Here is a 23,152-nt window from a genome sequence, read left to right as displayed (position 1 = left end):
GCTAGCCCCCCGCCCTGCCGACCAGGTAGAGCAGCGGATACAGGAAGATCCACACCAGGTCGACGAAATGCCAGTACAGGCCGGCGATTTCGACCGCTTCGCCGGACGGCGCCGCCGGCGCGGGACGGCGCAGCAGAAAGGCCAGCACGATGCAGACCATGATGCCGATCGTCAGGTGCAGGGCGTGCAATCCAGTCAGCGCGAAGTAGAGGATGAAGAACAGCTCCATGCCGGGCTGCTCCTGCGGATGTCCACCATGTTGAGGATGGAAATCCACGCCCGGGAACAGCTGTTCCTGGAATTCGCTGCGGTATTCGAAGCCCTTGATGACAAGGAAGGCGATGCCCAGCGCCGCCACCGCCAGCAGCAGTTTTGAAGCCTGCGGCCGCCGTCCGCCCTTGGCCGCATGACCGGCCAGCGCTATCAGGAAGCTGCTGGTCAGGAGCACGGCGGTGTTGACGGTGCCGAGCAGGAAATCGGTATGGCGGCTGGCCGCCGCGCTGGCTGCCGGGTAGTGCACGCGCAGGTAGAGGTAGCCGAACAGCAGCGGGCCGAAAAACAGCAGCTCGCTGGCGATGAAGACCCACATGCCGAAGGTGGACGCGAAGTCCTGCTGCGCGCGGCTGCTGAACTGCTCGGCGTGGGGCTGCTTGACCGTGTCCATGGCGCTCATTTGCTCGCTCATTTGCTAGCGTATGCGTAAGGCTCGCGCACCACCACCGGCTGCTGGGCGAAGTTGTGCTCGGGCGGCGGGGAGGCCGTCTGCCATTCGAGGCCGGTGGCCTGCCATGGATTCGATGGCGCCTTGCGGCCGTAGCGCAGCGACCAGCCCAGGTAGCCGAGGGGCAGCAGGTAGCCGACCGCGAGCAGCACCGCGCCGGCCGAGGACAGCACGTGCAGCATCTGGAATTCTTCCGGATAGCTGTGGTAGCGGCGCGGCATGCCGGCATAGCCCAGCAGGTATTGCGGGAAAAAGGTGAGGTTGAAGCCGGCGAAAATCACCAGCGCCGCCACCCTGCCCCAGGCTTCCGAGTACATGCGGCCGGTGATCTTCGGCCACCAGAAGTGGATGCCGCCCAGGTAGGCCATCACCGAGCCGCCGACCATGATGTAGTGGAAGTGGGCCACCACAAAATAAGTGTCGGACAGGTGCACGTCGAGCGCCAGCGCGGCCAGGAACAGGCCGGTCAGGCCGCCGACCGTGAACAGGCCGACGAAGCCGAGCGCGTACAGCATCGGCGCACCAAAGGTGATCCGGCCCTTGTACAGGGTGGCGGTCCAGTTGAAGACCTTGATGGCCGAGGGCACCGCGACCATGAAGGACAGCAGCGAGAACACCATGCCCGCATACACCGACTGGCCGCTGACGAACATGTGGTGGCCCCAGACCAGGAAGCCGATCACGCCGATGGCCAGGATCGCGTAGGCCATGAAGCGGTAGCCGAACACCGGACGGCGCGCGTAGCAGGGGATGATCTCGCTGGCCACGCCCATTGCCGGCAGCACCATGATGTAGACGGCCGGATGCGAGTAGAACCAGAACAGGTGCTGGAACAGCAGCGGGTCGCCGCCCAGCGCGGGGTCGAAGATCCCGACCTGGAACAGGCGCTCGATCGCCACCAGGATCAGGGTCATCGCCAGCACCGGCGTGGCCAGCACCAGGATCAGTGAGGTCGCGTAATTCGCCCACACGAACAGCGGCAACCGGAACCAGCCCATGCCGGGCGCGCGCATGGTGTGCACGGTGACGATGAAGTTCAGGCCCGTCAGGATCGAGGAGAAGCCGACCACCAGCACCCCCACCAGGCACAGCACCACGTGCGAGTTCGAGAACATGGTCGAGAACGGGGTATAGAAAGTCCAGCCGGTGTCGACGCCGCCGGCCAGCAGCGCCCACAGGACGATGGCGCCACCCGCCATGTACAGGTACCAGCTGGCCAGGTTCAGGCGCGGGAAGGCCAGGTCGCGCGCGCCGATCATCAGCGGCATCAGGAAATTCCCCAGCACGGACGGGATCGAAGGAATCAGGAACAGCCAGACCATGATCACGCCGTGGGCGGTGAACAGCTTGTTGTAGGTATCCGCGCTCACCAGGTCGCCCTGGGGCGTGGCCAGCTCCAGGCGGATCAGCGCCGCCGCCACGCCGCCGAGGAAGAAGAACAGCGTGATCGACACCGCATACAGGATCGCGATGCGCTTGTGGTCCTTCGTACCGAGCCAGGACCACAGCGTGTAGCCCTCCTTCAGGTAGCTGGCGCCGGCCTTCTCGCCCTTCTCTTCGAGCTCAAGGTCGCTCTGCGCGCTCGTCATGTCCGCTCTCCCTGATGTATTCGATGATCGCCAGCAGGTCTTCCTCGCCGATCTGGCCGGCGAAGGAAGGCATGATGGGTTCGTAGCCGGCCACCACGTCCTTGCGCGGCACCAGGATGGAGTCGCGCACATAGGCTTCGTCGGCGACCAGCTCGCGGCCGTCCTGCAGGTGCACGCGCCGTCCCAGCAGATTGGTGAGATCCGGCGCATGCACGTTCGACCCCGCCGCGTGGCAGCCGCTGCAGCCGTAGCTGCGGAACAGCGCGAAGCCGCGCTGCGCCATGCCGGGCTGGCGCGGCCCCTCGGCCAGCCAGCGCGCGAATTCCGCTGGCGGCTGGACCACGATCTTCCCCGTCATCATGGCGTGCTCGGTGCCGCAGAACTCGGCGCAAAACAGGCGGTACTCGCCGGCCTTGCTGGGCGTGAAGCCGATCGAGGTGTAGCGCCCCGGCACCGCGTCCTGCTTGATGCGGAAGTCGGGCACGAAGAAGCTGTGGATCACGTCCTGGGAGGTGAGCACCAGGCGCACCGGGCGTCCCAGTGGCAGGTGCAGCTCGCCGACCTCGCGCCGGCCGTTGCGGTGCTCGGCCTTCCACATCCACTGCTTGGCGACCACGAAGACCGGCGTGGCGGCCGGGTCGGGCCTGTACAGGGCGGCGTAATCGACCGCGCCCCAGGCGTACAGACCGAGGAAAAGCAGCAGCGGGATCAGGGTCCAGGCCACTTCGAGACCCAGATCCTTCTCGCGCGCGCCGGCACGGTTGGCGTGCGAGGCCGCGCGGTAGCGGATGCAGAACGCGATCATCATCACCAGCAGGATCAGGACCACCGCGCCGGTCAGCAGCAGCAGGCACAGGGCCAGGCTGTCCAGGCGGGTGGCCGACTGGGCGCCGTCGGCAGGCAGCAGGTGGAAGGGGACGGTCATGACCGTCTCCCTGCGCGGCGATACCATATCCAGCCGCCCAGGCTCAGCGCCGCCAGCAGCGCCACCGTGCGTACCGCCGCCATCGCCGCCGCGCTGTGCGCACCAGTGGCGGGGTCGTAATGGGAACAGAGCAGCAGCAGGCGCTGGCCGAGCGAACTCGCGGCGGCGGGCTGCCCATCCTGCGCCGCCTGCAAAGCCGTGCGCAGTGCGGCCGGCTCGAAGCGCACGCCCGGGAAATAGCGGACGATGCGCCCTTCCCTGTCGGCCACCACGAAGCCGGCGGCATGGGCGAATTCGCCGCTTTCCGCATCCTGGGTGGCGCGGTAGCCCAGCGCCTGCTCCAGCCGCGCCAGCGTGGCCGCATCGCCAGTCAACATGCGCAGGTCGGCCGCGCCGCCCGGCAGCAGCGATGCATAGGCGGCACGCTTGCCGGCCGCGGCCTGCGCGCCGTCGCGCGGATCGATCGAAAAGCCGGCCAGGCGGTAGCTGCCGGGCGCCATCCCGCTCAGCGCCAGCGCCTGCAGCACGCCTTCGAACAGGGTGCTGCACAGGTTTCGGCAGCTGTAGTAGCCGGGCACCAGCACCACCGGCGCCTTGCCGAACAGTCTGCCCAGGCGGATCGGCGCGCCTGCTTCATCGCGCAGCATGGCGCCAAGCGGCAGTTGCGTGCCGAGCGTGGGCGCGAAGCCGGCTTCCGGCTGTGGCGGCAGGCGCAGGGCCTGGGCGCCGGCGGCCTGGGACCAGCACACGAACAGGAAAAGCAGGCCTTGCAGCACGCGCCTCATGGCTTCGCCTCCTTTTGTTGGCGCGCTGCTTCCAGCCGCATTGCCTCGTCCAGCGGAATGTGGGCGATGCCGGCGCCGCGGTCGACCCAGCCGGTGCTGTCCAGGCGCTTCTGCTTCTCGGCGAAGTAGGCGGCGCTGTCCTGCTGCGGCGCCGGCTGCAGGCGCGGCGCGGGGATGGCCGCCGGTGGCTGCGCCGTGTTCGCGGCCGGTCCCAGGATGTGCAGCAGCCACCAGGAACCGCCCACGGCGAACACGATGCCGCCGACTATCGCCAGCGCCCCGCGCCGGATCGCGCGGAAGTGGATGCCTTCGTCTTCGCTGTTGTCAGCCATGAACAGCCCTCCCCACTGAAGGCAGCACCAGCCACCAGCAATCCAGCACATGGGCCGCCAGCAGCACCACCGCCAGCGCGCCCAGCACCCGCGGCGCCTGCTTGGCGTGGCGCGACAGCAGGATGATCAACGGCCCTGCGCCGTGCAGGGCCAGCAGGCCCCAGGCAACGGCGTGCCAGGCGGGCGTGTCGCGCCGCAGGTACCAGGCGATCTCGCGCGGCAGGTCGGCGGCCCAGATGATCAGGAACTGCACATAGGCCAGGTAGGCCCAGGTCAGCACGTACATCATCAAGAGGTTGCCCAGGTCCGGCAGGCGCTGGCGCGCGGCTTCCCTGTCGATCAGCAGGACCGCCAGCGCCAGCCCGGCCAGCATCTGGCCGGTGGCGGCCAGCCAGCCGAACACGCTCGAATACCATTCCGGCTGCAGCGACATGATCCAGTCGGCGGCGGCCAGGCTGACCGAAAAGCCATAGGCCAGCAGGCAAGCGGCGGCGCGCGCCGCCGAGCGGCTGCGGGCGCGGGTCTCGATCCAGGCGAGCAGGCTCCATATGGCCAGGTACAACACGCTGCGGACGATGAAGAAGACGGGATCGAACCACCACCGGCGGAAGTCCGTCGCCGGTTCCGGCACCTGCCCGCCGGCCCAGGGATACAGCAAGCGCATCCCCAGCAGCACCGGCAGGAACAGCAGGCAGGCCAGCGGCAGCCAGCGCGCGGCGCGCAGCAGCGGCGGCCTTATCGTCTCGCCCCAGGCGCCGCCGGTCAGCTGGTGCAGCCAGACGTTCGCCAGTCCGCCCAGCAGCACGCCGATGCCGAACCACCACAGCGCCAGATAGCCGGCCAGCAGCGCGCGCAGGTCCGGGCGCCAGGCCATGCCGGCCACGGCCAGGATCAGCAGCGCGCCGGCGGCGACGGGCATCGGCATGCGCTTCATGGCGCGGCTCCCGGCTGCGCTTCCAGTTGCGCTTTCAAGGCCGCCGGCAGGCTGTCCGCGGGTGCGTGCTGGCTCAGCTGCAGGGCGCGGATGAAGGCGGCGATGGCCCAGCGGTCGGCCGGCTCGACGCGGTCGGCATAGGGCAGCATCACGCCGTAGCCCTGGGTGATCACCTCGTAGATGTGGCGGTCGGGCGCATCGCGCAGGCGGTCCTGGTGGAAGCTGGGCGGCGCCGGGAAGCCGCGCCGCACGATCATGCCGTCGCCGTCGCCCACCGGGCTGTGGCAAGGCAGGCAGTAGATCATGTAGCGGTCGCGGCCCCGCTCCAGCAGGCGCAGGTCGACAGGATACGGATTGCTCTGCGCCTGTTCGGCCGCGATATCGGTGTTCACGGCCGCAGCCCCTACCCGTCCGCCCGAACTGTCGGCGAAGGCGCCGCGGGCGCGCGGCTGGGTGCCCGCGGGCGGCATGCGCGCCGTGGCGCCGTCCGGGAACAGGGTGCTGCCGGCGAAGGTCTTGTAGCGCGGCTGGTCGTACATGTCCTGTTTCGCGCGCTCGCAACCCGCCAGCGCGCCGCAGCAGCACAGCAGGATGCCAAGCGCCGCCCTCATGCCGGCACCTCGCGCAGCAGCATGGGCTGCAATCCTTCGAGCAGCGTGCGCGCCGGCCCCGGTGCGAACACCGGGTCGTGCGCGGGCAGGCAGAGGAAGAATCGGTTGCGGCTGGCCAGTTCGAATTCCTCGACCTCGAACAGCGGATGATGGAGCCTGGGCAGGCCGTTCTGGACGAGCATGACCAGCACCGCCGCCACCGCCGCGCCGAGGATCGTGATCTCGAAGGTGGCCGGAATGAAGGCCGGCCAGCTGTGCAGCGGCCGCCCGCCAACATTGATCGGGTAGTTGACCACCGCCGCATACCACTGCAAAAAATACGTCCCCACTCCTCCCAGCAGGCCGCCGATCAGCGCCGCCGGCGCGGTGCGGTCGGTGTTGTTGCCGAGCGCCGCGTCCAGGCCCTCGATCGGGAAAGGGCTGTAGGCCTCGGCCCGCGTGTAGCCGTTGTCGCGCGCCTGGCGCGCCGCCGCGCACAAGGCCTCGGCGCTGGGGAATTCGGCCAGCAGGCCCCAGGTTCGCGCGCTCATACTTTACCCTTGGCGCTCTCGCGCACCAGCTCACGCATCTCGGCCATCGAAATCAGCGGCAGGAAGCGCACGAACAGCAGGAACAGCCAGACGAACAGCGCGATCGAGCCAAAAAGCGTGATCCAGTCCCAGATGGTCGGGTAGAACATGCCCCAGGCGGACGGCAGATAGTCGCGGTGCAGCGAGGACACCACGATCAGGAAGCGCTCCATCCACATGCCGGCATTGATCGCGAGGCTGAGCATGAACAGCGCCGGCACGCTGTGGCGCACGCGGCGGCTCCACAGCAGCTGCGGCAGCAGGATATTACAGGCCAACATGGACCAGTACACCGGCGCGTAAGGCCCGGTCCAGCGGTTGATGGTCATGTAAATCTCGTACTTCTCGCCGCTGTAGAAGGCCGTGAAGATCTCGGACAGGTAGCCGTAGGCGACCATCCAGCTGGTCGCCAGCAGCACCTTGGCCGCATTCGCCAGGTGGCGGCCGGTAATGAAATCCTGCAGCCCAAAGGCTGCGCGCAGCGGGATCGCCAGGGTCAGCACCATCGCGAAGCCGGAAAACAGCGCGCCGGCCACGAAGTAAGGCGGGAAGATGGTCGAGTGGTAGCCCGGCGTGTTCCCCACAGCGAAGTCGAGCGAGACGATGGTGTGCACCGACACCACCAGCGGCGTCGCCAATCCCGCCAGCAGCAAATACGCGTTCTGGAAGCGCGCCCAGTGCCGCGCCTCGCCGCGCCAGCCCAGCGCCAGCAGGCCGTAGGCGATCTGCGCGCCGCGACGGCCGCGTGTTCCGGCGCGGTCGCGCAAGGTGGCAAGGTCCGGGATCAAGCCGACATACCAGAACAGCAGCGACACCGCCAGATAGGTGGCGATGGCGAAGAAGTCCCACACCAGCGGGCTGCGCCACTGCGGCCAGACGTTCATCACGTTCGGGTAGGGCACCAGCCAGTAGAAGAACCAGGGACGGCCCAGGTGCAGGATGGGGAAGATGCCGGCGATGCTGGCCGCGAACAGGGTCATGGCCTCGGCAAAGCGGTTGATCGAGGTGCGCCATTTCTGGCGCAGCAGGAGCAGCACGGCCGAGATGAAGGTGCCGGCGTGGCCGATCCCGATCCACCAGACGAAATTTCCGATCGCGAAACCCCAGGCCACCGGGATGTCGACGCCCCAGATGCCGATGCCCTTCACCAGCAGCCAGCTGACCGCCGCCAGCAGCGCCAGCACGCCCGCGCTGGCTGCCAGGAAGGCGCTCCACCACTTCCAGCCGAAGCGCCCGGACAGCACGATGCCGGCGATCTTGTCGCTGACGTCGGCGTAGCCCCAGCCGGCGCGCAGCACGGCGCTGTCGCGCGAGCGCGGCTGGTCGCCGCCGGGTTCAAGGGAGGAAGGCGGCGCGCTCATCCCAGCTCCGGGTCGGGGTTGATCACGCGCGTGATATAGCTGGTGCGCGGGCGGGTGTTCAGTTCCTCGAGCAGCACGTAGTCGAGCCTGGAGGCCTTGGCCGCCACCACGGCGCTGTTCGGATCGTTCAGGTCGCCGAAGTGGATCGCCGAAGTCGGACAGGCCGCCTGGCAGGCGGTTATCACTTCGCCGTCGGCGATGCGGCGGCCCTGCTTTTCGGCGTCGATGCGGGCGCGCGTGATGCGCTGCAGGCAGTAGCTGCACTTCTCCATCACGCCGCGCTTGCGCACCGTGACTTCCGGGTTCTGCAAGGCTTTCAGGCTCTCCAGCTTCTCGTTCGAATACTGCAGGAAGTTGAAGCGCCGGACTTTGTACGGGCAGTTGTTCGAGCAGAAGCGGGTGCCGATGCAGCGGTTATATACCTGCACGTTCAGGCCTTCGTCGTCGTGTACGGTGGCGCCGACCGGGCAGACTTCTTCGCAGGGCGCGTGCTCGCAATGCATGCAGGGCACCGGCTGGAACAGGCTGCGCCCATGTTGACGGTAGCGGTCGACGCGGATCCAGTGCATGCTGCGCCCGCGTATCACCTCGTCCTTGCCGACCACCGGGATGTTGTTCTCGGCCTGGCAGGCGACGGTACAGGCGGCGCAGCCGATGCAGGCGTTCAGGTCGATCGCCATGCCCCACTTGTACTCCTCATATTGGCGCTCCGGATACAGCGAGGTCTTGCCGCCCTCTTCCTCCTTGCGCCGCGCGGCTACGGGCCGCCCGAGCTCCTTCACGTGCACCGGATCGCGCCCGTGCATGTCGACCTCGCGCTGGCGCAGCGCGAACACGTGGCCGGCATCGGTACGCGCCATGCGAACCGCGACCGGCGCCCGCATCGCCTTTTGCGGGCGCAGGCGGTAGGCGTCGAAGCCTACCGCGTTGCCGACCGAACCGGCGCCGCTGCGGCCGTAGCCGAGCGGCAGCGTCACCACGCCCTCGGCCTGCTCGGGCAGCACCAGCACCGGCGCCGTCAGGCTGCGGCCGTCCACTTCCAGGCGCAGGACCTCGCCGTCGTGCAGGCCGGCGCGTTCCGCCGTGCCGGGGCCGACCAGGGCCGCGTTGTCCCAGGTGAGCGAAGTCAGGGGCCGCGGCAGTTCCTGCAGCCAGGCGTTGTTGGCGAACTCCCCGCCATCGACTGCCGGATCGGGCGCAAACACCGCCACCAGCGGCGGTGCCTGCAACGCGGGCTGCGTCATCGGCGGCGCCGTGCGCACCTTCACCGTGGCGGCGGCGCTGTCCGGCACCAGGCCGCGGCGCAGGCTTTCGCGCCAGGCTTGCTCGAAGTCCTCGCCCGTCCGCCAGGTCGAACGCACCAGCGCGCGGCCGTCGCGGCTGACCTCCCCCAATGCCAGCGCCAGCACTTCGTGGACCGAGCGTCCGCCGTACAAAGGCGCGATCAGCGGCTGCACGATGCTGGCCGTGCCTTCGTGGGAACGGGCGTCGCTCCAGGCTTCGTAGCAGTGCGCCAGCGGCAGGTGCCAGTTCGATTCGCGCGCGGTCTCGTCGCGGTACAGGCCCAGGTGGGCGCTCAGCGGCACCCGGCGCAAGGCCGTGGCGAAATCGAGCGCGGGCGGCGCGGTGTAGACCGGATTCGTGTCCAGCATCAGCAGGCTGTCGACCCGGCCTTCTCGCATGTCGGCTGCCAGTTCGGCCAGGCCATCGGCATGCGCCGGCGCGCCCAGCGCTACCGGCTCGATATAGCTCACGGCGCCGTCCTCCGCGCCGAGGCGCTGGTTCAGCAGGTGCGCCAGCGCGCGGCTGGCCGGGCTCAGGGTCGGGCCGGCCACGACCAGCGCCCGTCCTTTCGCCTCGCGCAGCGCCTTGGCCACCGCGGCCTCCCAGCGGCCTGCCGCGCCGTCGGGCGCCGTGCCGCCGCCGGGTGCCGCGCCCAGCAGGCCGGCGATGCGCCACAGCGCCGCCTCGATCTCGTGCGGCGCCCGCGCCAGGCGCTGGTCGGCATAGGCGCCGGTCAGGGTCGGCGTGGATTCGATCGCATACAGGCGCCTGGCGGCGGGGTCGAGGCCGAGCCGGCGCGGCGCCGTGAAGGCGCGCGCATGCGCCAGCGCGCCGCCATGCGAGCCTTCGGCGCCGAACAGGTCGGCGTCCAGGGTCAGCAGCACCGCCACGTGCTCGAGCCGGTAGACCGGATCGAGCGGGCGCCCGAAGGCCAGCGTGGAGGCCGCCGCGGCGCCGTCGTCATGTAGCGGGTCCCACGCATGCCAGCGCATGGCCGGGTAGCGCTTTTGCAGCGCCGCCAGTTGCAGGGCAAGGGTCGGCGAGGTCGCCGGGCCGCTCAGGATGCGCAGACCCGCCCCGCCGTCGCGCGCCAAGTGTGGACGGCGCGCTTCCCAGGCCGCCTCGAAGGCCGCCCAGGTCGACAGTTCCGTGCCCCGTTGCACCGTCTGCGAGCGGTCCGGGTCCCACATCTGCAGGATCGAAGCCTGGGTGAAGACGTCGGTGGTCCCCAGCGAAACCGGGTGCTCGGGATTGCCCTCGACCTTGGTCGGACGGCCCATGTTGGTCTCGACCAGCACCCCATGCGCAAAACCGCGCCGCACGAAGGCGCTGGCGTAGAACAACGGCAGCCCGGGCACGTCCTGCTCCGGCATCCGCACATAGGGCACGATGGTCTCGGCCGGCGGCCCGCTGCAGCCGGCGCCAGCCAGGGCCGCGGAGGCCGCCATCAGCTTCAGGAAGCGGCGCCGCGCCGGCTCGTCTTCACCGTGATGCGGGCCGTGGATGGGGATGACGGGATGGTGATGGTGCGTCATCGGTGGCAGGTCGAGCAGTTGGTCAGCGCATTCGCGCTGCGCAGGCGGTACAGGCGGTCCAGCTGGCGCACCTCTTCCGGGGTCAGGGGCCGCTGCGGCGCCATCGACAATACTTTGCTGAGCGGCCGGATGTGCTGCGGCGCGTTGCGGTGGCAGCCCAGGCACCATTGCATCTCGAGCGAGGCGGTGCGCCAGGTCAGCGGCATCTGGTCGACGCGGCCGTGGCACTCGACGCAGGCCACGCCCTTGTTCACGTGGATGTCGTGCTCGAAATAGACGAAGTCCGGCAGGTCGTGCACGCGCACCCACTGGACCGGGCGACCGGTGCGCGCGCTTTCATGCAGCGGCGCGAGCAGGGGCGAATCGAGGAAGAGCTGGGAATGGCAGCTGAGGCAGATCGAGGTCGATGGCATGCCGGCAAAGCCCGATTTCTCGACCGAGGTATGACAGTAGCGGCAATCGATGCCGTCGTCGCCGACATGGTGCTTGTGGCTGAAGGGAATCGGCTGCGCGATCGGCTCCAGCACGCCATAGGCCGGCCGCATGCGCCAGTGCGCCGCCGCGACCGCCGCCACCAGCAGGCCGAGGATGGCCAGCAGCGTCAGTTTGACGGCGAGGACGGCGGGCTTGGAGAATGGCGCGGCCATTGCGAAGGCGACTCAGGTCGGATAATGGATTTGTATAATTGCAGTTGTGTTTTTCACCACCTCGATAAGTATAGACCTCCGCCGGCAAGGGGCCCGCACGCTTGGATTAGCGCTTGCCCAGCAGGTAGTAATCGAGCGCCTTGCGCGCGATCGGCGCGGCCGATGCGGCGCCCCACTCGCCGTTCTCGACCACCAGCGCCAGCACGATCCTCGGCTTGTCGGCCGGCGCGAAGGCGATGAACAGGCCGTTGTCGCGCAGGCGCTCCGGGGTCATGCCGCGATTGTATTTGGCGCCCTTCAGCCCGACCACCTGGGCGGTGCCGGTCTTGCCGCCGGCAACATAGCCGGCGCCATGGAAGGCCTTGTAGCCGGATCCGGCCTGTTCGGTCGTCACCCCGACCATCGCGCGCCGGATGAAGTCGACGTTCTCCTGCTTCAGCGGGATACGCCCGGCGGCCCGCGGCACCGTCGGCGTGCGCGCATGGCTGGCCGCATCCTCGAGCATCCTGACCAGGTGCGGCTTCATGATCACGCCGTCGTTGGCCAGGGTCGCCACCGCATGCGCCAGCTGCAGCATGGTGTAGTTGTTGTAGCCGTTGCCGATGCTGATCGAGATCGTGTCCCCGCCCACCCATTTCTGGGCGGCGCGATTGTTTTTGAACCGCGCCCGCTTCCATTCCTGCGAAGGCAGCACGCCGCCCTTCTCGTGGTCGAGGTCGATGCCGGTCGGGGAACCGAAGCCGAACTGCTTCATGAAGGTGCTGATCAGGTCGATGCCCATCTCGTTGCCGAGCTGGTAGTAATAGGTATCGCAAGAGACGACGATCGAGCGGTACATGTCGACGTAACCGTGGCCGCCGGCGACATCGTCGTTGAAGCGGTGCCCGCCCAGCATGAAATAGGCCGGGTCCTGGACGCCCTGCTCGGGACGGCGCTTGCCGAGTTCCAGCGCGGCCAGGGCCATGAAGGGCTTGAAGGTCGAGCCGGGCGGATAGGTGCCGGACAAGGGGCGATTCATCAGCGGCTTGTCGAGCGAAGTATTCAGTGCGTTCCAGCTTTGCGGATCGATGCCGTCGACGAACAGGTTGGGGTCGAAGCCGGGCCGCGACACCCAGGCCAGCACGTCGCCGGTTCCCGGTTCGATCGCGACCAGGGCGCCGCGCCTGTCGCCGAAGGCCTGCTCGACGACCTTCTGCAGCTCGATGTCGATGGACAGGATCAGGTTCGCGCCCGGCCTGGGGGGCGTGCGCGACAAGGTACGGATCGCACGCCCGCCGGCCGAGCGCTCGACTTCCTCGTAGCCGGTGACGCCATGCAGCTGGCGCTCATAGCTCTTCTCGATGCCTTCCTTGCCGATGTGGTCGGTGCCCTTGTAGTTGGCCGCGTCCTCGCCCGCTTCGATCGCCTTCGCTTCGTTCTGGTTGATGCGGCCGATGTAGCCCAGCACGTGCGAGGCCACCTCGCCCAGCGGGTACTGGCGGAACAGGCGCGCCTGCACCTCGACGCCGGGGAAGCGGAAGCGCTCGGCGGTAAAGCGGGCCACCTCCTCGTCGCTCAGGCGGGTGCGGATCGGCACGCCGGCAAAGTTCTTCGATTCTTCGAGCAGATGCCTGAAGCGCTTGCGGTCCCTGGGCTCGATGGCGACCAGCTTGGCCAGCTCGTCGATCACGGAGTCGAGATTGGCCTCGAGTTTCGAGGGCGTGATCTCGAGCGTGTAGGCCGAGTAGTTGCTGGCCAGGACCACGCCCTTGCGGTCCAGGATCAGGCCGCGGTTGGGGACGATGGGCAGCAGCGAGATGCGGTTGTCCTCTGCCTGGGCCATGTACTTGCCGTGCTTGACCACCTGCAGCCAGACGAAACGGGCCACCAGCAGGCTGAAGCAGATCAATACGAACAGGCCCAGCAAGCTCAGGCGCATGCGGAAATGGTGGATCTCGCGATCGCTGTCTCTCAGTTCGGTCATGGCGCGGGAGCATAGCAGATCATGCAATTGGGAAATGCGCAAAATCCTGCTGTGGGACGAATGGCAGAATTGGTGCCATTAAGTGATGCAATTAATTACATTAGAGAATTGCTTCCTGGCGCATAATCTATCCATGACTATCTCGACCACGAACTTGGCACTGGGCCTGGGCGGCACGAGCGGCCACCTGTCCGACCTCTACACCAGCGCCACCAAGTCCCTGCTGGCCCAGAATCCGGGCATCAAGACCATAGCCGCCCAACTGCGCCGCGACGACGCGCGCCTGTCCAGCCTCGGCAAGATGGCCCTGGCCCTGGACGGCTTCCGCAGCGCGCTCGGCGGCTTGTCCGCGGCCGGCCTCGACATGGCGGCCAGCAGCAGCGCCAAGGGTGTCGATGCGAAGCTGAGCGGCGCCGGCGCCGTGGCCGGCACGCATACGGTCGAGGTCAGGCAACTGGCCCAGGCCCAGCAGCTGATGAGTAAAGCCCTGCCCGACCGCGCCGCGGCCCTGGGCACGGGCGCGGTCGCCACGATCAAGGTCGAGAGCGGATCGAGTTCCACCACCGTGAAGATCGACAGCAGCAATAACACCCTGGACGGCATTGCCAAGGCCATGCGCGAGGCCGGCCTCGATGCCCAGGTGGTCCAGGACGGCAAGGGCTATGCGCTGAGCCTGAACGGCAGGAGCGGCGCTGCGAACGGCATGCGCATCGGCGTCAGCGGCGATCCGGTGCTGCAGGGCTTGTTCGCCTACGGTCCCGGCATCAACAGCGCGATGACGCAGAAGACCGCGGCCCAGGACGCCCAACTGAGCGTCGACGGCAAGGCCGTCAGCGCAAGCACCAACAAGCTCGATACCGCCATCGCCGGCGTCTCGCTGACCCTCGGCGCTATCGGCAAGAGCGAGATCAAAGTGGCGCGCGACCCAGGCGCGATCGGCGCCAACGTCAAGGAGTTCGTATCCGCCTTCAACAGCATGAGCGGCAAGCTGGCCGCCCTGCGCAGCGGCGATGCGGCGTCCGACTCGGCCTTGAATCAGGTGACGGCGCAAATGGGTCAGCTGATCGACGGCGCCGACGGCAAGGCCCTGGCCGCGATGGGCATCACGCGCAGGAACGGCGGTCTGGTGCTGGACGAAGCGAAGCTGAAGGCGGCCATCGCCGACGACCCCGAGCGGGTCATGGGCGTGTTCGTGAAATCCGGCGGCGGCCTGGCCGAGCAGATGGCCAGGCGTGCCGGCCAGCAGATCGGCAGCGGCGGCGCGGTGGCGAATCAGGCGGCCGCGGTGCAGCAGGAAGTCGACAAGCTGAGCGACAAGAAGGACAAGATCACGGAGGCCGTGAGCCGCCAGGCGGCCATGCTGGCGCAGCAGTACGCGCTGGCCGGCGCCGGCTACGGCGGCAGCACGCTGTTCGGCAATGGCCAGGTCAAGCCGATGTCGGTGTTTGACTATCTCGCGTGAGCAGCAGCGCCGGCACTGCCGCCGCGTCGACCGGGCGCGCGAACAGATAGCCTTGCGCTTCGTCGCAACCCAGCTCGCGCAATAGCGCCAGCTGCATCTCCGTTTCCACGCCTTCGGCAACGATACGCATCTTCAGGCCATGGCCCAGCGCCACGATGGCGCGCACGATCGCCGTGCTGTCGTCATCGCGCCCGAGGTCGTGGACGAAAGCGCGGTCGACTTTCAGGCATTGCACCGGGAAGCGCTTCAGATAGGCGAGGCTCGAATAGCCGGTGCCGAAATCGTCGATGGCCAGCTCGACCCCGAGCGCGCGGATGCCCGCCAGCAGGCGCTCGACGACGTCGATGCGGCTCATGGCGATGCTCTCCGTGATCTCCAGCGCCAGCGCATCCGGCGCCAGCTCGGCGTCGGCCAGCGCGGAGGCGATCGTGTCCAGCAAATCCTTCTGGTAGAACTGGCGGATCGAGAGGTTGACCGCCACCCTGGGCTGGAAGCCGTATTCGCGGCGCCAGGCGCTGGCCTGTTCGCAGGCGCTGCGCAGGACCCAGTTGCCGATGCCGACGATCAGGCCGGTCTGTTCGGCGATCGGGATGAAGCGCGCCGGCGAGACCTGGCCGAGCAGCGGATTGTGCCAGCGCAGCAGCACCTCGAAGCCGGTAATGTACCCGCTGGCGATGGCGATCTTGGGCTGGTAGACCAGGCTGAATTCCCCGCGCTCCAGCGCGCGGCGCAGCTGCTCCTCGACCAGCAGGCGCTCGTCGAGATGGGAATGACTGGCGTCGGAATGGAAGTGCACGGGCTCGCCGCCGTCGCCGCGCGCGCGGTGCTTGGCGATGTCGGCCAGGCGCATCAATTCGTTGACCGAGCCGGCGTCCTGCGGATAGGCGGCGACCCCGATCACCGGCTCCAGGTGGAACTCGCGCTCGCGCACGCGCACCGGTTCGGACAGCCGCGCGTGCAGTTCGAAGGCAAGGCCGTCGACCGCCTCCCCTGCCTGCGCGGTCCGCACCAGCAGGCCGAATTCGTTGGTCCTGACGCGCGCCGGGCACATCGCCTCGGGCGCCAGGCGGCGCAGGCGCGCGGCGGCCTCGCGCACCGCCTCGTCGCCGGCTTCGTGGCCCAGCAGGTCGCCCACTTCGTGCAGGCGTTCGAGCGCCACCAGCACCAGCACCACCTGTCCGCCCTCGCGGGCCGCGGCGTCCGTCGCCTCGCCGAGCGCGCGGCGCAGCCGGTTCTGGTTGGACAGGCCGGTCAGCGGATCGAAATCGGCCAGGTAAGTCAGCCGGTTCTCGCTGGTCTTCAAGCGTCCGATCAGGGCCGCCTGGCGCTCGGCTTCGCGCCCGATGCGCCAGGCCAGCAGCGCCAGCGTCGAGGACAGCAGCAGCCAGGCCAGCACGCCCACCCACAGCCAGCCGCGCCATACCGCCAGCGTGTCGGCCTTGTCGCGCCCGGTGATGATCACCAGCGGATAGCCGGCGACCGCGCCGTAGCCGTACAGGCGGCGCTTGCCGTCGGTGGGGCTGGTGGCCTCGAAGGCGCCGGCCGGCATGCGCGGCAGGTGGACCTGGAACAGCGGCGTGTTCAGGAAGGAGCGACCGATCGCATCCGGCAAGGTGGGACTGCGCACCAGCATGACACCGTCGCGCCGCAGCAGGGTCACCGAGCCGCCGCTGCCAAGGTCGCTCGATGCGAAGATGCGCTGGATGTAGGATACGTCGGTGTCGATGGCGACCCGCCTGGCGGCGCCGCCGTCCGCGGCCGGCAGGCTGCGGACCAGCGTGATTGTCGTGCGGCGGCCGGCCCTGTCCGGCGCGCCGAGGGCGACCTGCGGTACGCTGTCCGGCGCGGCGCTGTCGCTGTCGATGGACCGCGCCAGCCGCGTGTCCAGCGCCAGCATCGCGTAATGGGTCTGCGCGGCATAGGCCTCGGCCAGGTTGCGCAGGTTGGTCTCTTCGCGTTCTATCGTGCTGCGGTAGCTCGAGACCAGCAGGCCGGTGAGCGCCATGGTGATGGCGACGATCAGCAGCCCCGCCACGGCGAGCGCGCGCGGGACGCGATGAGTTTCGGACAGGGGCGTGGGCGGGCTTTCCGGCATGGTCGTCAATACACTGTGGTCCGTGCACAGTATAACGTGGGCCGCCGGCAGCCGCGCCACGTCGGCCGGCCGCGCTATGCCGGCAGCTCGAATGCCGACGGAATATCCGCGGCCGCCAGCACGTAGCGCCCATAAGGCACGCCGCGGATAGGCGCCAGGTCCCGGTCGCGCACGAAGCCGATCGCCTCGTACATGCGCTGGGCCGAGGCCATGACCGGGCTCGTATGCAGGCCGATGAAGGGGGCGCCGGCTTCGCGGGCCAGCCGCAGGCAGCCCGCCACCAGCGCACGCCCGGCGCCCTGCCCTCGCCGCGCCGGATCGACCACCAGCATGCGGATCACCGACCACTCGTCCGGGAAGAAATCGGCGCGCGGCTTGCCCGGCGCCACGTGGGCCACCGCGCCGACGATTTCGCCATCCTGCTCGGCCACCAGCAGGTCGGCGTTCGCGGACAGGTCCGCCATCCTTCCGATGCCCTCGATGAAGCTGGGCCAGTCTTCGTAATCCCGCGAATACTGCGCGAATGCCGCCCGCGCCACCGCATTCACGGCTTCATGGTCCGCTTCCGTGTAAGCACGGACCCGCATCAGGCCGCGCGCCCGATATCGCCCTTCACCCACCACAGCGAAGGATTGTTGTCGGCCAGGTCGCGCAGCAAATCCCACACCACTTTCACGCGGCGCAGGCGGTACAGGTCGGCCGGTGCGGCCAGCCAGAACGAGCGCTCGGCGTAGAAGCCGGGCAGCACCGGCACCAGGCGGCCGTCGTCCGGAATCGCATAGGGCGGCGCCATCATCAGGCCCATGCCCAGCGCCGCGGCCTCCACCTGGGCGCCCATGCCCAGCGAGCAGAAGCGCCGGCGCGGCGTGAAACCGAGTTCGTTCAGGTAGGACAGTTCGCGGCTGGCCAGGCGGTCCTGCACGTAGTCGACGAAGTCGTGGCGTTCGAGGTCGGCCTGGGTGCGGATGGGCGGATGCCGGTCCAGGTATTCGGGCGAGCCGTACAGGTAGAAGCGGAAGGAGGCCAGGCGCGTGACCACGTAGCGGCCGGTGGCGGGCGGGTCCAGCATCACGCCCAGGTCGGCCTCGCGGTTGGCCAGGTTGGCGAAGCGCGCCAGCGACAGCATCTCGATAGCCAGGTCCGGATGGGTGTCGAGCAGCTTGACCAGCAGCGGCGCCACCACCCTGATCCCGAACACGTCGGGCACGCCGAGGCGCACCACGCCCTGGGCGCCGAGCTCGGTCCCGCCCAGCTGCTCGAGCGCGGCCAGCGAGGCGCCTTCCATCGCTTCCGCGTGCGGCAGCAGGGCGTGGCCCATCTCGGTCAGTTCATAGCCTTCGCGCGAGCGGTCGAACAGGGTCGTGCCGAGCTGGCTTTCGAGGCGGTCGATGCGCCGCGCCACGGTCGTGTGCTCGACTTCCAGCCGGCGCGAGGCGCCCGACAGCGTGCCGGCGCGCGCGAGTTCGAGGAAAAAACGCAGATCAGTCCATTCGGGCAAGGTATGCATGTGATGATTGTCTGATATCAGCAACAGTTATTGTGCACCAGTGCACATTTCGACGCCAAGAATTTCCTCGGTGCAGCTTCAAAGCAGCACTTCGCCAGAGTGAAACAGGCGCTTCCCCGGCTCGTGTATGCACGGTCTCAAAGCCTGCCTGTGCATTTTTGCACACCTGCTGAGCGCGTTGTTATCTATTCAACCAGTCTTGTGCGCGGCAAACTTCAACCGTGCGAAAAACCTGAACGCATGCTGCTATCAAAAATACTAGGAGACATACGATGCGTCGTACCGAAAAGAAACTGATGTTACTGAACCGTTCCGCCATCTCCACCGCCGTCCTGCTGGCGCTCTATGGCGGTTCGTTCGGGGCAGCTCATGCCCAGGAAGGCGCTGACACCGCCACCACCACCGCCGCCGCAACCCCTGCCGCGGCCAACGACAACATCAACCAGGTGGTCGTCACCGCGCGCCGCCGCGCCGAGCTGATCCAGGACGTGCCGGGCGCCGTCACCGCGATCTCGGGCGCCGAGCTGGAAAAGAGCGCGATCCCCGACATCACCGCCCTCACCGACACCGTCCCGAACACGACTCTGAAGGCCTCGCGCGGCACCAACACCACCCTGACCGCCTTCATCCGCGGCATCGGCCAGCAGGATCCGGTGGCCGGCTTCGAACAGGGCGTCGGCATCTACCTCGACGACATCTACCTGGCCCGCCCGCAAGGCGCGCTGACCGACATCTACGACCTCGAACGCATCGAAGTGCTGCGCGGTCCGCAGGGCACCCTGTACGGCCGCAACACCATCGGCGGCGCGGTCAAGTACGTGACCCGCAAGCTGGCGCCGAAGCCGACGCTGGACGCCAAAGTCACCTTCGGCAACTACGGCGAGAAGGACCTGGTTCTCAAGGGCAGCATGCCGATCTCGGACATCCTGCGCATCGGCGCGACCGTCGGCACCTTCAACCGAGACGGCTTCGGCCACAACATCCTCAACGGCCGCCAGAACTACAACAAGGACGTAATGGCCGGCCGCGTCAGCCTCGAGCTGACCCCGACCCCCGACCTGTTCATCCGCCTGGCCACCGACAAGACCGTCGACGATTCGGAAGCGCGCCAGGGTCAGCGCCTGACCCTGGGCCCGGCGCCGGGCAACATCCAGCCGGCTTCCGGCACCTACGACACCCGCTCCAACCTGTACACAGTGCTGGGCCACGAGCAGCAGGTGACCACCGAAGGCAGCTCGCTGCTGGCCGAATACACGATCGACCCGACCCTGTCGGTGAAGTCGATCACCGCCTACCGCAAATCGAAGTCCTATGCGCCGATCGATTTCGATTCGCTCGAAGTGCCGCTGTGGGAAGCACCGTCCTTCTACAAGGACAACCAGACCAGCCAGGAATTCCAGCTGACCTACACCGGCCAGAAGGTGCAGGGCGTGGCCGGCCTGTTCTACATGAAGACCAACGCCTACAACGACTTCGACGTGCTGTACAACGCCGCCGGCGGCCTGTCGCTGCTGACCCACGACGACATCGATTCGAAAACCTGGGCCGCCTACGCCGACGCCAGCTACAACGTGACGGATGCCTTCAGCGTCACGGTGGGCGGCCGCTATACGGAGGACGAGCGCCGCGCCGAGATCTTCAAGCAAACCTACCTGGGCCTGAACAGCTCGCCGCGCCTGGGCAATGCCGGCGCCGTCGCCTTCGGCGCCCCGAACACCAACCTCGGCAAGGATGCGCTGCACCGCACCGACAAGAAGTTCACGCCCAAGCTGGGCTTCGGCTACAAGCTGACCCCGGAGCACAATCTGTACACCACCTGGTCGAAGGGCTTCAAGGGCGGCATGTTCGACCCGCGCATGGACCTGGCGGCCACTGGCGGCCCGACCTCCACGGTGTCGCTGGCCAAGCGCGCCGGCGTGGCGCCCGAGGAAGTCAGCAGCATCGAGCTGGGCGTGAAGTCCTCGATGAACGGCGGGCGCCTGCAGACCAACGCCGCGGTCTTCTACACCGACTACAAGAACGTGCAGATCCCGGGCTCGATCCCGACCTTCGACGCCGCCGGCAACGTGAACGGCTTCGCCGGCTCGCTGACCAACGCCGGCAAGGCCAAGATCAAGGGCCTGGAACTGGAAGCCGTCGCCTACGTGACCAACCAGCTCAGCGTCAACGCGATGTACAGCTACATCGATGCCAAGTACAACGAGTGGATGGTGGCGAACGGCGCGTCCCTGGTGAACATCGCCGGCAGCACCGAATTCCAGAACACGCCGAAGAACTCGGCCAACATCGCCGTCAACTATGAATGGCCGATGGCGGTGATGGGCCGTTCCGGTTCCTTCAGCCTGTCGAACAGCCTGTCCTACAAGGGCAAGGTGTACCAGACCGAGATCGCGCGCAGCACCGGCGTGGCCAGCCTGGACGCCACCATCCCCGGTAACCTGATGCTGGCCCAGGATGGCTATGCGCTGTGGGACGCGGGCCTGGTCTGGACCAGCAGCGACCGCAAGATCCAGGTCGGCCTGCACGGCCGCAACCTGACCGACAAGCGCTACAAGACCGCCGGCTACAACTTCTCCGGTTTCTTCAACACCGTCACCGCGTTCTACGGCGACCCGCGCACCGTGCGCGCCACCGTCAACGTGAAGTTCTGATCCGCCCCCGTAAGACGGCCACAGGGGCGTCCTGCGGGACGCCCTCTTTTCAAGACATAACGGGGTCCAATGTCCAACTACACTGAACTCAGCTTCACGAGCGATGACGGCTTGCGCCTGTACGCGCGCGATTACGCCGGAAGCAGCGGGCCGGCGCGCCTGCCCGTGATCTGCATCCACGGCCTGACCCGCAACTCGGCCGACTTCGACGAACTGGCGCCCCTGATCGCGGCCTTGTCGCGGCGCGTGATCGCGGTCGACGTGCGTGGACGCGGACACTCGCAGCGCGACCCCCGGCACGACAACTACAACCCGGTGGTCTACGCCGGCGACGTGGCCAGGCTGATGCACGAACTCGGCATCGCGCGCGCCGTCTTCATCGGCACCTCGATGGGCGGCCTGATCACCATGACCCTGGCCGCGCAGCACATCGACCTGGTGGCGGCGGCCATCCTCAACGACATCGGCCCGGTACTGTCCGAGAAGGGCCTGGCGCGCATCGCGGGCTATGCCGGCAAGGCAGTGGCACTCGGCAATTGGGACGACGCCGCCGGTTTCATCAAGGACATCAACCTGTGCGCCTTCCCCGACAACTCCGAGGAGGAATGGGGCAAGTGGGCGCGCCGCGCCTTCGAACAGGACGAAACCGGCAGCCTGAGCCCGCGCTACGATCCGAACATTGCCATTGCACTACAAACCGGTAAACTGCGTCCGACGTCCCTGGCGGCGCGGATGGCCTTCCGCCGGCTGGCGCGCAAGCGTCCCGTGATGCTGGTGCGCGGCGAACTGTCCGACCTGGTGGAAGCGCGCCAGGCCGACTGGATGCGCCGCGCGGCGCCGAACATGCAGTACGTCGAGGTGCCGCAGGTCGGCCACGCGCCGATGCTGACCGAGCCGGCGGCGCTGAAGGCGATCGCCGAGTTCCTGGCGACCGTGCCCTGAACAGAACACAGCAAGAGAAACGAGGAGACCACATGAAACGCATCAAGCCCATGATCAAGCCAATGAGCACCGCCCTGCTGGCAGCCTTCATCGCCACCGCGGGTTCCAGCGCCCTCGCCGCCCCGGACCTGAAGGTCGCCCTCATCGCCGGCAAGACCGGCGCCCTGGAAGCCTATGCCAAGGAAACCGAGACCGGCTTCATGATGGGCCTCGAATACCTGACCGGCGGGAAGATGGAAATCAACGGCCGCAAGATCAAGGTGATCGTCAAGGACGACCAGGGCAAGCCGGACCTCGGGCGCACCCTGCTGGCCGAGGCCTATGGCGACGACAAGGTCGACATCGCGGTCGGCACGACCTCGTCCGGCTCGGCGCTGGCGATGCTGCCGGTGGCGAAGGAATACAAGAAGGTGCTGATCGTGGAGCCGGCGGTGGCCGACGAGATCACCGGCGCCAAGTGGAACAAGTACATTTTCCGCACCGCGCGCAGCTCGATGCAGGACGCGCTGGCGGCGGCATCGACGCTGAAGAGCGGCAGCGTGGCCTTCCTCGCCCAGGACTACGCCTTCGGCCGCGACGCCGTCAAGGCCGGCAAGGAAGCCCTGGCCGCCACCGGGAGCAAGGCCAGGGTCGTGCACGAGGAATACGCGCCGGCCACCTCCACCGACTTCACCGCGCCGACCCAGCGCATCTTCGACGCCCTGAAGGACAAGCCGCAGCCGCGCGTGCTGGCCATCGTCTGGGCCGGCCCGAACCCGCTGAACAAGATCGCCGACATGAAGCCCGAGCGCTACGGCATCGCGCTGGCCCCGGGCGGCAACATCCTGCCGGTGATGAAGACCTGGAAGGCCTACGCCGGCACCGAAGGCACCATCTTCTATTACTACGGCTTCCCGAAGAACAAGATGAACGACTGGCTGGTCGCGGAGCACACCAGGCGCTTCAAGGCCCCGCCCGACATGTTCACGGCGGGCGGCATGGCGGCGGCCGGCGCGGTGGTCGCGGCTTTGGCCAAGGTGCCGAACGCGAACGGCGACCAGCTGGCGGCGGCGATGGAAGGCATGTCCTTCGAGACCCCGAAGGGCACCATGACGTTCCGGAAGGAGGACCACCAGGCGCTGCAGCCGATGTACCACTTCCGCATCAAGAAAGACCAGAAGAACGAGTGGGACATCCTGGAACTGGTGCGCGAGATCCCGGCCTCCGAACTGCCGCTGCCGGTGCGGAACAAGCGCTGAC

The 23,152-nt window shown here is 67.9% G+C and carries 19 protein-coding genes; 4 read left to right on the top strand and 15 right to left on the bottom strand.

The genetic code is table 11. The features are described from left to right. Position 1 precedes the first annotated feature (1 nt). The 12 genes from LQV39_RS16160 to mrdA form a co-directional block, all read right to left on the bottom strand. A complete protein-coding gene (locus LQV39_RS16160) occupies positions 2–685 on the bottom strand; it encodes a cytochrome c oxidase subunit 3 family protein (RefSeq protein ID WP_230027158.1) in 684 nt (227 codons plus the stop codon). Then, positions 682–2,310: a cytochrome c oxidase subunit I gene (ctaD, locus tag LQV39_RS16155; RefSeq protein WP_230027157.1), complete on the bottom strand. Its 1,629-nt coding sequence runs from the start codon at positions 2,308–2,310 to the stop codon at positions 682–684. The genes LQV39_RS16160 and ctaD overlap by 4 nt, the downstream gene beginning before the upstream one ends. Further along, positions 2,285–3,235, bottom strand: a complete 951-nt coding sequence (gene coxB / locus LQV39_RS16150) for a cytochrome c oxidase subunit II (protein WP_230027156.1) — start codon at positions 3,233–3,235, stop codon at positions 2,285–2,287. The genes ctaD and coxB overlap by 26 nt, the downstream gene beginning before the upstream one ends. Further along, the gene (locus LQV39_RS16145) at positions 3,232–4,020 is read right to left on the bottom strand and encodes an SCO family protein (RefSeq protein WP_230027155.1); all 789 of its coding nucleotides are present in this window, start codon (positions 4,018–4,020) and stop codon (positions 3,232–3,234) included. Before LQV39_RS16145 ends, coxB begins: the two co-directional genes overlap by 4 nt. After that, entirely contained in the window at positions 4,017–4,352 is a 336-nt protein-coding gene (locus LQV39_RS16140) for a hypothetical protein (RefSeq protein WP_230027154.1), read from the bottom strand. The genes LQV39_RS16145 and LQV39_RS16140 overlap by 4 nt, the downstream gene beginning before the upstream one ends. Continuing rightward, positions 4,345–5,286: a hypothetical protein gene (locus tag LQV39_RS16135; protein ID WP_230027153.1), complete on the bottom strand. Its 942-nt coding sequence runs from the start codon at positions 5,284–5,286 to the stop codon at positions 4,345–4,347. The genes LQV39_RS16140 and LQV39_RS16135 overlap by 8 nt, the downstream gene beginning before the upstream one ends. Next, positions 5,283–5,897, bottom strand: coding sequence for a cytochrome c (locus tag LQV39_RS16130; RefSeq protein WP_230027152.1), 615 nt, complete (start codon positions 5,895–5,897; stop codon positions 5,283–5,285). Before LQV39_RS16130 ends, LQV39_RS16135 begins: the two co-directional genes overlap by 4 nt. Further along, positions 5,894–6,427: a DUF3341 domain-containing protein gene (locus LQV39_RS16125; protein WP_230027151.1), complete on the bottom strand. Its 534-nt coding sequence runs from the start codon at positions 6,425–6,427 to the stop codon at positions 5,894–5,896. The genes LQV39_RS16130 and LQV39_RS16125 overlap by 4 nt, the downstream gene beginning before the upstream one ends. Continuing rightward, complete coding sequence (gene nrfD / locus LQV39_RS16120) at positions 6,424–7,827, bottom strand: NrfD/PsrC family molybdoenzyme membrane anchor subunit (RefSeq protein WP_230027150.1); 1,404 nt, start codon at positions 7,825–7,827, stop codon at positions 6,424–6,426. Before nrfD ends, LQV39_RS16125 begins: the two co-directional genes overlap by 4 nt. Next, the gene (locus LQV39_RS16115; RefSeq protein WP_230027149.1) at positions 7,824–10,646 is read right to left on the bottom strand and encodes a 4Fe-4S dicluster domain-containing protein; all 2,823 of its coding nucleotides are present in this window, start codon (positions 10,644–10,646) and stop codon (positions 7,824–7,826) included. Before LQV39_RS16115 ends, nrfD begins: the two co-directional genes overlap by 4 nt. After that, complete coding sequence (locus LQV39_RS16110) at positions 10,643–11,293, bottom strand: cytochrome c3 family protein (RefSeq protein ID WP_230027148.1); 651 nt, start codon at positions 11,291–11,293, stop codon at positions 10,643–10,645. The genes LQV39_RS16115 and LQV39_RS16110 overlap by 4 nt, the downstream gene beginning before the upstream one ends. Before the next feature lie 106 nt (positions 11,294–11,399). After that, positions 11,400–13,256: a penicillin-binding protein 2 gene (gene mrdA / locus LQV39_RS16105; protein WP_230027147.1), complete on the bottom strand. Its 1,857-nt coding sequence runs from the start codon at positions 13,254–13,256 to the stop codon at positions 11,400–11,402. A gap of 133 nt (positions 13,257–13,389) precedes the next feature. Between mrdA and fliD the strand changes: the two genes are divergently transcribed. Further along, on the top strand, positions 13,390–14,718 hold the full coding sequence (fliD, locus tag LQV39_RS16100) for a flagellar filament capping protein FliD (protein WP_230027146.1): 1,329 nt from the start codon (positions 13,390–13,392) through the stop codon (positions 14,716–14,718). Here fliD and LQV39_RS16095 read toward each other — a convergent pair. The 3 genes from LQV39_RS16095 to LQV39_RS16085 all read right to left on the bottom strand — a co-directional run bounded on the left by LQV39_RS16095 (position 14,684) and on the right by LQV39_RS16085 (position 18,320). Further along, entirely contained in the window at positions 14,684–16,813 is a 2,130-nt protein-coding gene (locus tag LQV39_RS16095) for a bifunctional diguanylate cyclase/phosphodiesterase (protein ID WP_230027281.1), read from the bottom strand. The genes fliD and LQV39_RS16095 overlap by 35 nt on opposite strands. A gap of 74 nt (positions 16,814–16,887) precedes the next feature. Next, the gene (locus LQV39_RS16090; RefSeq protein WP_230027145.1) at positions 16,888–17,400 is read right to left on the bottom strand and encodes a GNAT family N-acetyltransferase; all 513 of its coding nucleotides are present in this window, start codon (positions 17,398–17,400) and stop codon (positions 16,888–16,890) included. After that, on the bottom strand, positions 17,400–18,320 hold the full coding sequence (locus LQV39_RS16085; RefSeq protein WP_230027144.1) for a LysR family transcriptional regulator: 921 nt from the start codon (positions 18,318–18,320) through the stop codon (positions 17,400–17,402). Before LQV39_RS16085 ends, LQV39_RS16090 begins: the two co-directional genes overlap by 1 nt. A 272-nt stretch (positions 18,321–18,592) precedes the next feature. Here LQV39_RS16085 and LQV39_RS16080 point away from each other — a divergent pair, with 272 nt between their 5' ends. The 3 genes from LQV39_RS16080 to LQV39_RS16070 all read left to right on the top strand — a co-directional run bounded on the left by LQV39_RS16080 (position 18,593) and on the right by LQV39_RS16070 (position 23,151). Continuing rightward, complete coding sequence (locus LQV39_RS16080) at positions 18,593–20,971, top strand: TonB-dependent receptor (protein WP_230027143.1); 2,379 nt, start codon at positions 18,593–18,595, stop codon at positions 20,969–20,971. Between the two features lie 69 nt (positions 20,972–21,040). Then, positions 21,041–21,913: an alpha/beta fold hydrolase gene (locus LQV39_RS16075; protein ID WP_230027142.1), complete on the top strand. Its 873-nt coding sequence runs from the start codon at positions 21,041–21,043 to the stop codon at positions 21,911–21,913. A 32-nt stretch (positions 21,914–21,945) separates the two neighbouring features. Continuing rightward, positions 21,946–23,151 carry a substrate-binding domain-containing protein gene (locus LQV39_RS16070; protein ID WP_230027141.1) on the top strand — a complete coding sequence of 402 codons (1,206 nt, stop codon included), beginning with the start codon at positions 21,946–21,948 and terminating at the stop codon, positions 23,149–23,151. Position 23,152 lies beyond the last annotated feature (1 nt).

The sequence above is a fragment of the Massilia sp. Bi118 genome, from assembly GCF_918697865.1.
Classification (GTDB): domain Bacteria; phylum Pseudomonadota; class Gammaproteobacteria; order Burkholderiales; family Burkholderiaceae_D; genus Telluria.
The sequence above is the reverse complement of the archived record's forward strand: the minus strand, read 5'-3'. Positions and strand labels throughout refer to the sequence as shown.

Coding starts and splice junctions, on each gene's coding strand:
- LQV39_RS16090 (WP_230027145.1), bottom strand. CDS start 17,400: ATGCGGGTCCGTGCTTACACGGAAGCGGACCATGAAGCCGTGAATGCG.
- coxB (WP_230027156.1), bottom strand. CDS start 3,235: ATGACCGTCCCCTTCCACCTGCTGCCTGCCGACGGCGCCCAGTCGGCC.
- LQV39_RS16080 (WP_230027143.1), top strand. CDS start 18,593: ATGCGTCGTACCGAAAAGAAACTGATGTTACTGAACCGTTCCGCCATC.
- LQV39_RS16095 (WP_230027281.1), bottom strand. CDS start 16,813: ATGCCGGAAAGCCCGCCCACGCCCCTGTCCGAAACTCATCGCGTCCCG.
- LQV39_RS16160 (WP_230027158.1), bottom strand. CDS start 685: ATGAGCGAGCAAATGAGCGCCATGGACACGGTCAAGCAGCCCCACGCC.
- LQV39_RS16135 (WP_230027153.1), bottom strand. CDS start 5,286: ATGAAGCGCATGCCGATGCCCGTCGCCGCCGGCGCGCTGCTGATCCTG.
- LQV39_RS16115 (WP_230027149.1), bottom strand. CDS start 10,646: ATGACGCACCATCACCATCCCGTCATCCCCATCCACGGCCCGCATCAC.
- mrdA (WP_230027147.1), bottom strand. CDS start 13,256: ATGACCGAACTGAGAGACAGCGATCGCGAGATCCACCATTTCCGCATG.
- LQV39_RS16110 (WP_230027148.1), bottom strand. CDS start 11,293: ATGGCCGCGCCATTCTCCAAGCCCGCCGTCCTCGCCGTCAAACTGACG.
- LQV39_RS16075 (WP_230027142.1), top strand. CDS start 21,041: ATGTCCAACTACACTGAACTCAGCTTCACGAGCGATGACGGCTTGCGC.
- LQV39_RS16140 (WP_230027154.1), bottom strand. CDS start 4,352: ATGGCTGACAACAGCGAAGACGAAGGCATCCACTTCCGCGCGATCCGG.
- nrfD (WP_230027150.1), bottom strand. CDS start 7,827: ATGAGCGCGCCGCCTTCCTCCCTTGAACCCGGCGGCGACCAGCCGCGC.
- LQV39_RS16130 (WP_230027152.1), bottom strand. CDS start 5,897: ATGAGGGCGGCGCTTGGCATCCTGCTGTGCTGCTGCGGCGCGCTGGCG.
- LQV39_RS16085 (WP_230027144.1), bottom strand. CDS start 18,320: ATGCATACCTTGCCCGAATGGACTGATCTGCGTTTTTTCCTCGAACTC.
- LQV39_RS16125 (WP_230027151.1), bottom strand. CDS start 6,427: ATGAGCGCGCGAACCTGGGGCCTGCTGGCCGAATTCCCCAGCGCCGAG.
- ctaD (WP_230027157.1), bottom strand. CDS start 2,310: ATGACGAGCGCGCAGAGCGACCTTGAGCTCGAAGAGAAGGGCGAGAAG.
- LQV39_RS16070 (WP_230027141.1), top strand. CDS start 21,946: ATGAAACGCATCAAGCCCATGATCAAGCCAATGAGCACCGCCCTGCTG.
- LQV39_RS16145 (WP_230027155.1), bottom strand. CDS start 4,020: ATGAGGCGCGTGCTGCAAGGCCTGCTTTTCCTGTTCGTGTGCTGGTCC.
- fliD (WP_230027146.1), top strand. CDS start 13,390: ATGACTATCTCGACCACGAACTTGGCACTGGGCCTGGGCGGCACGAGC.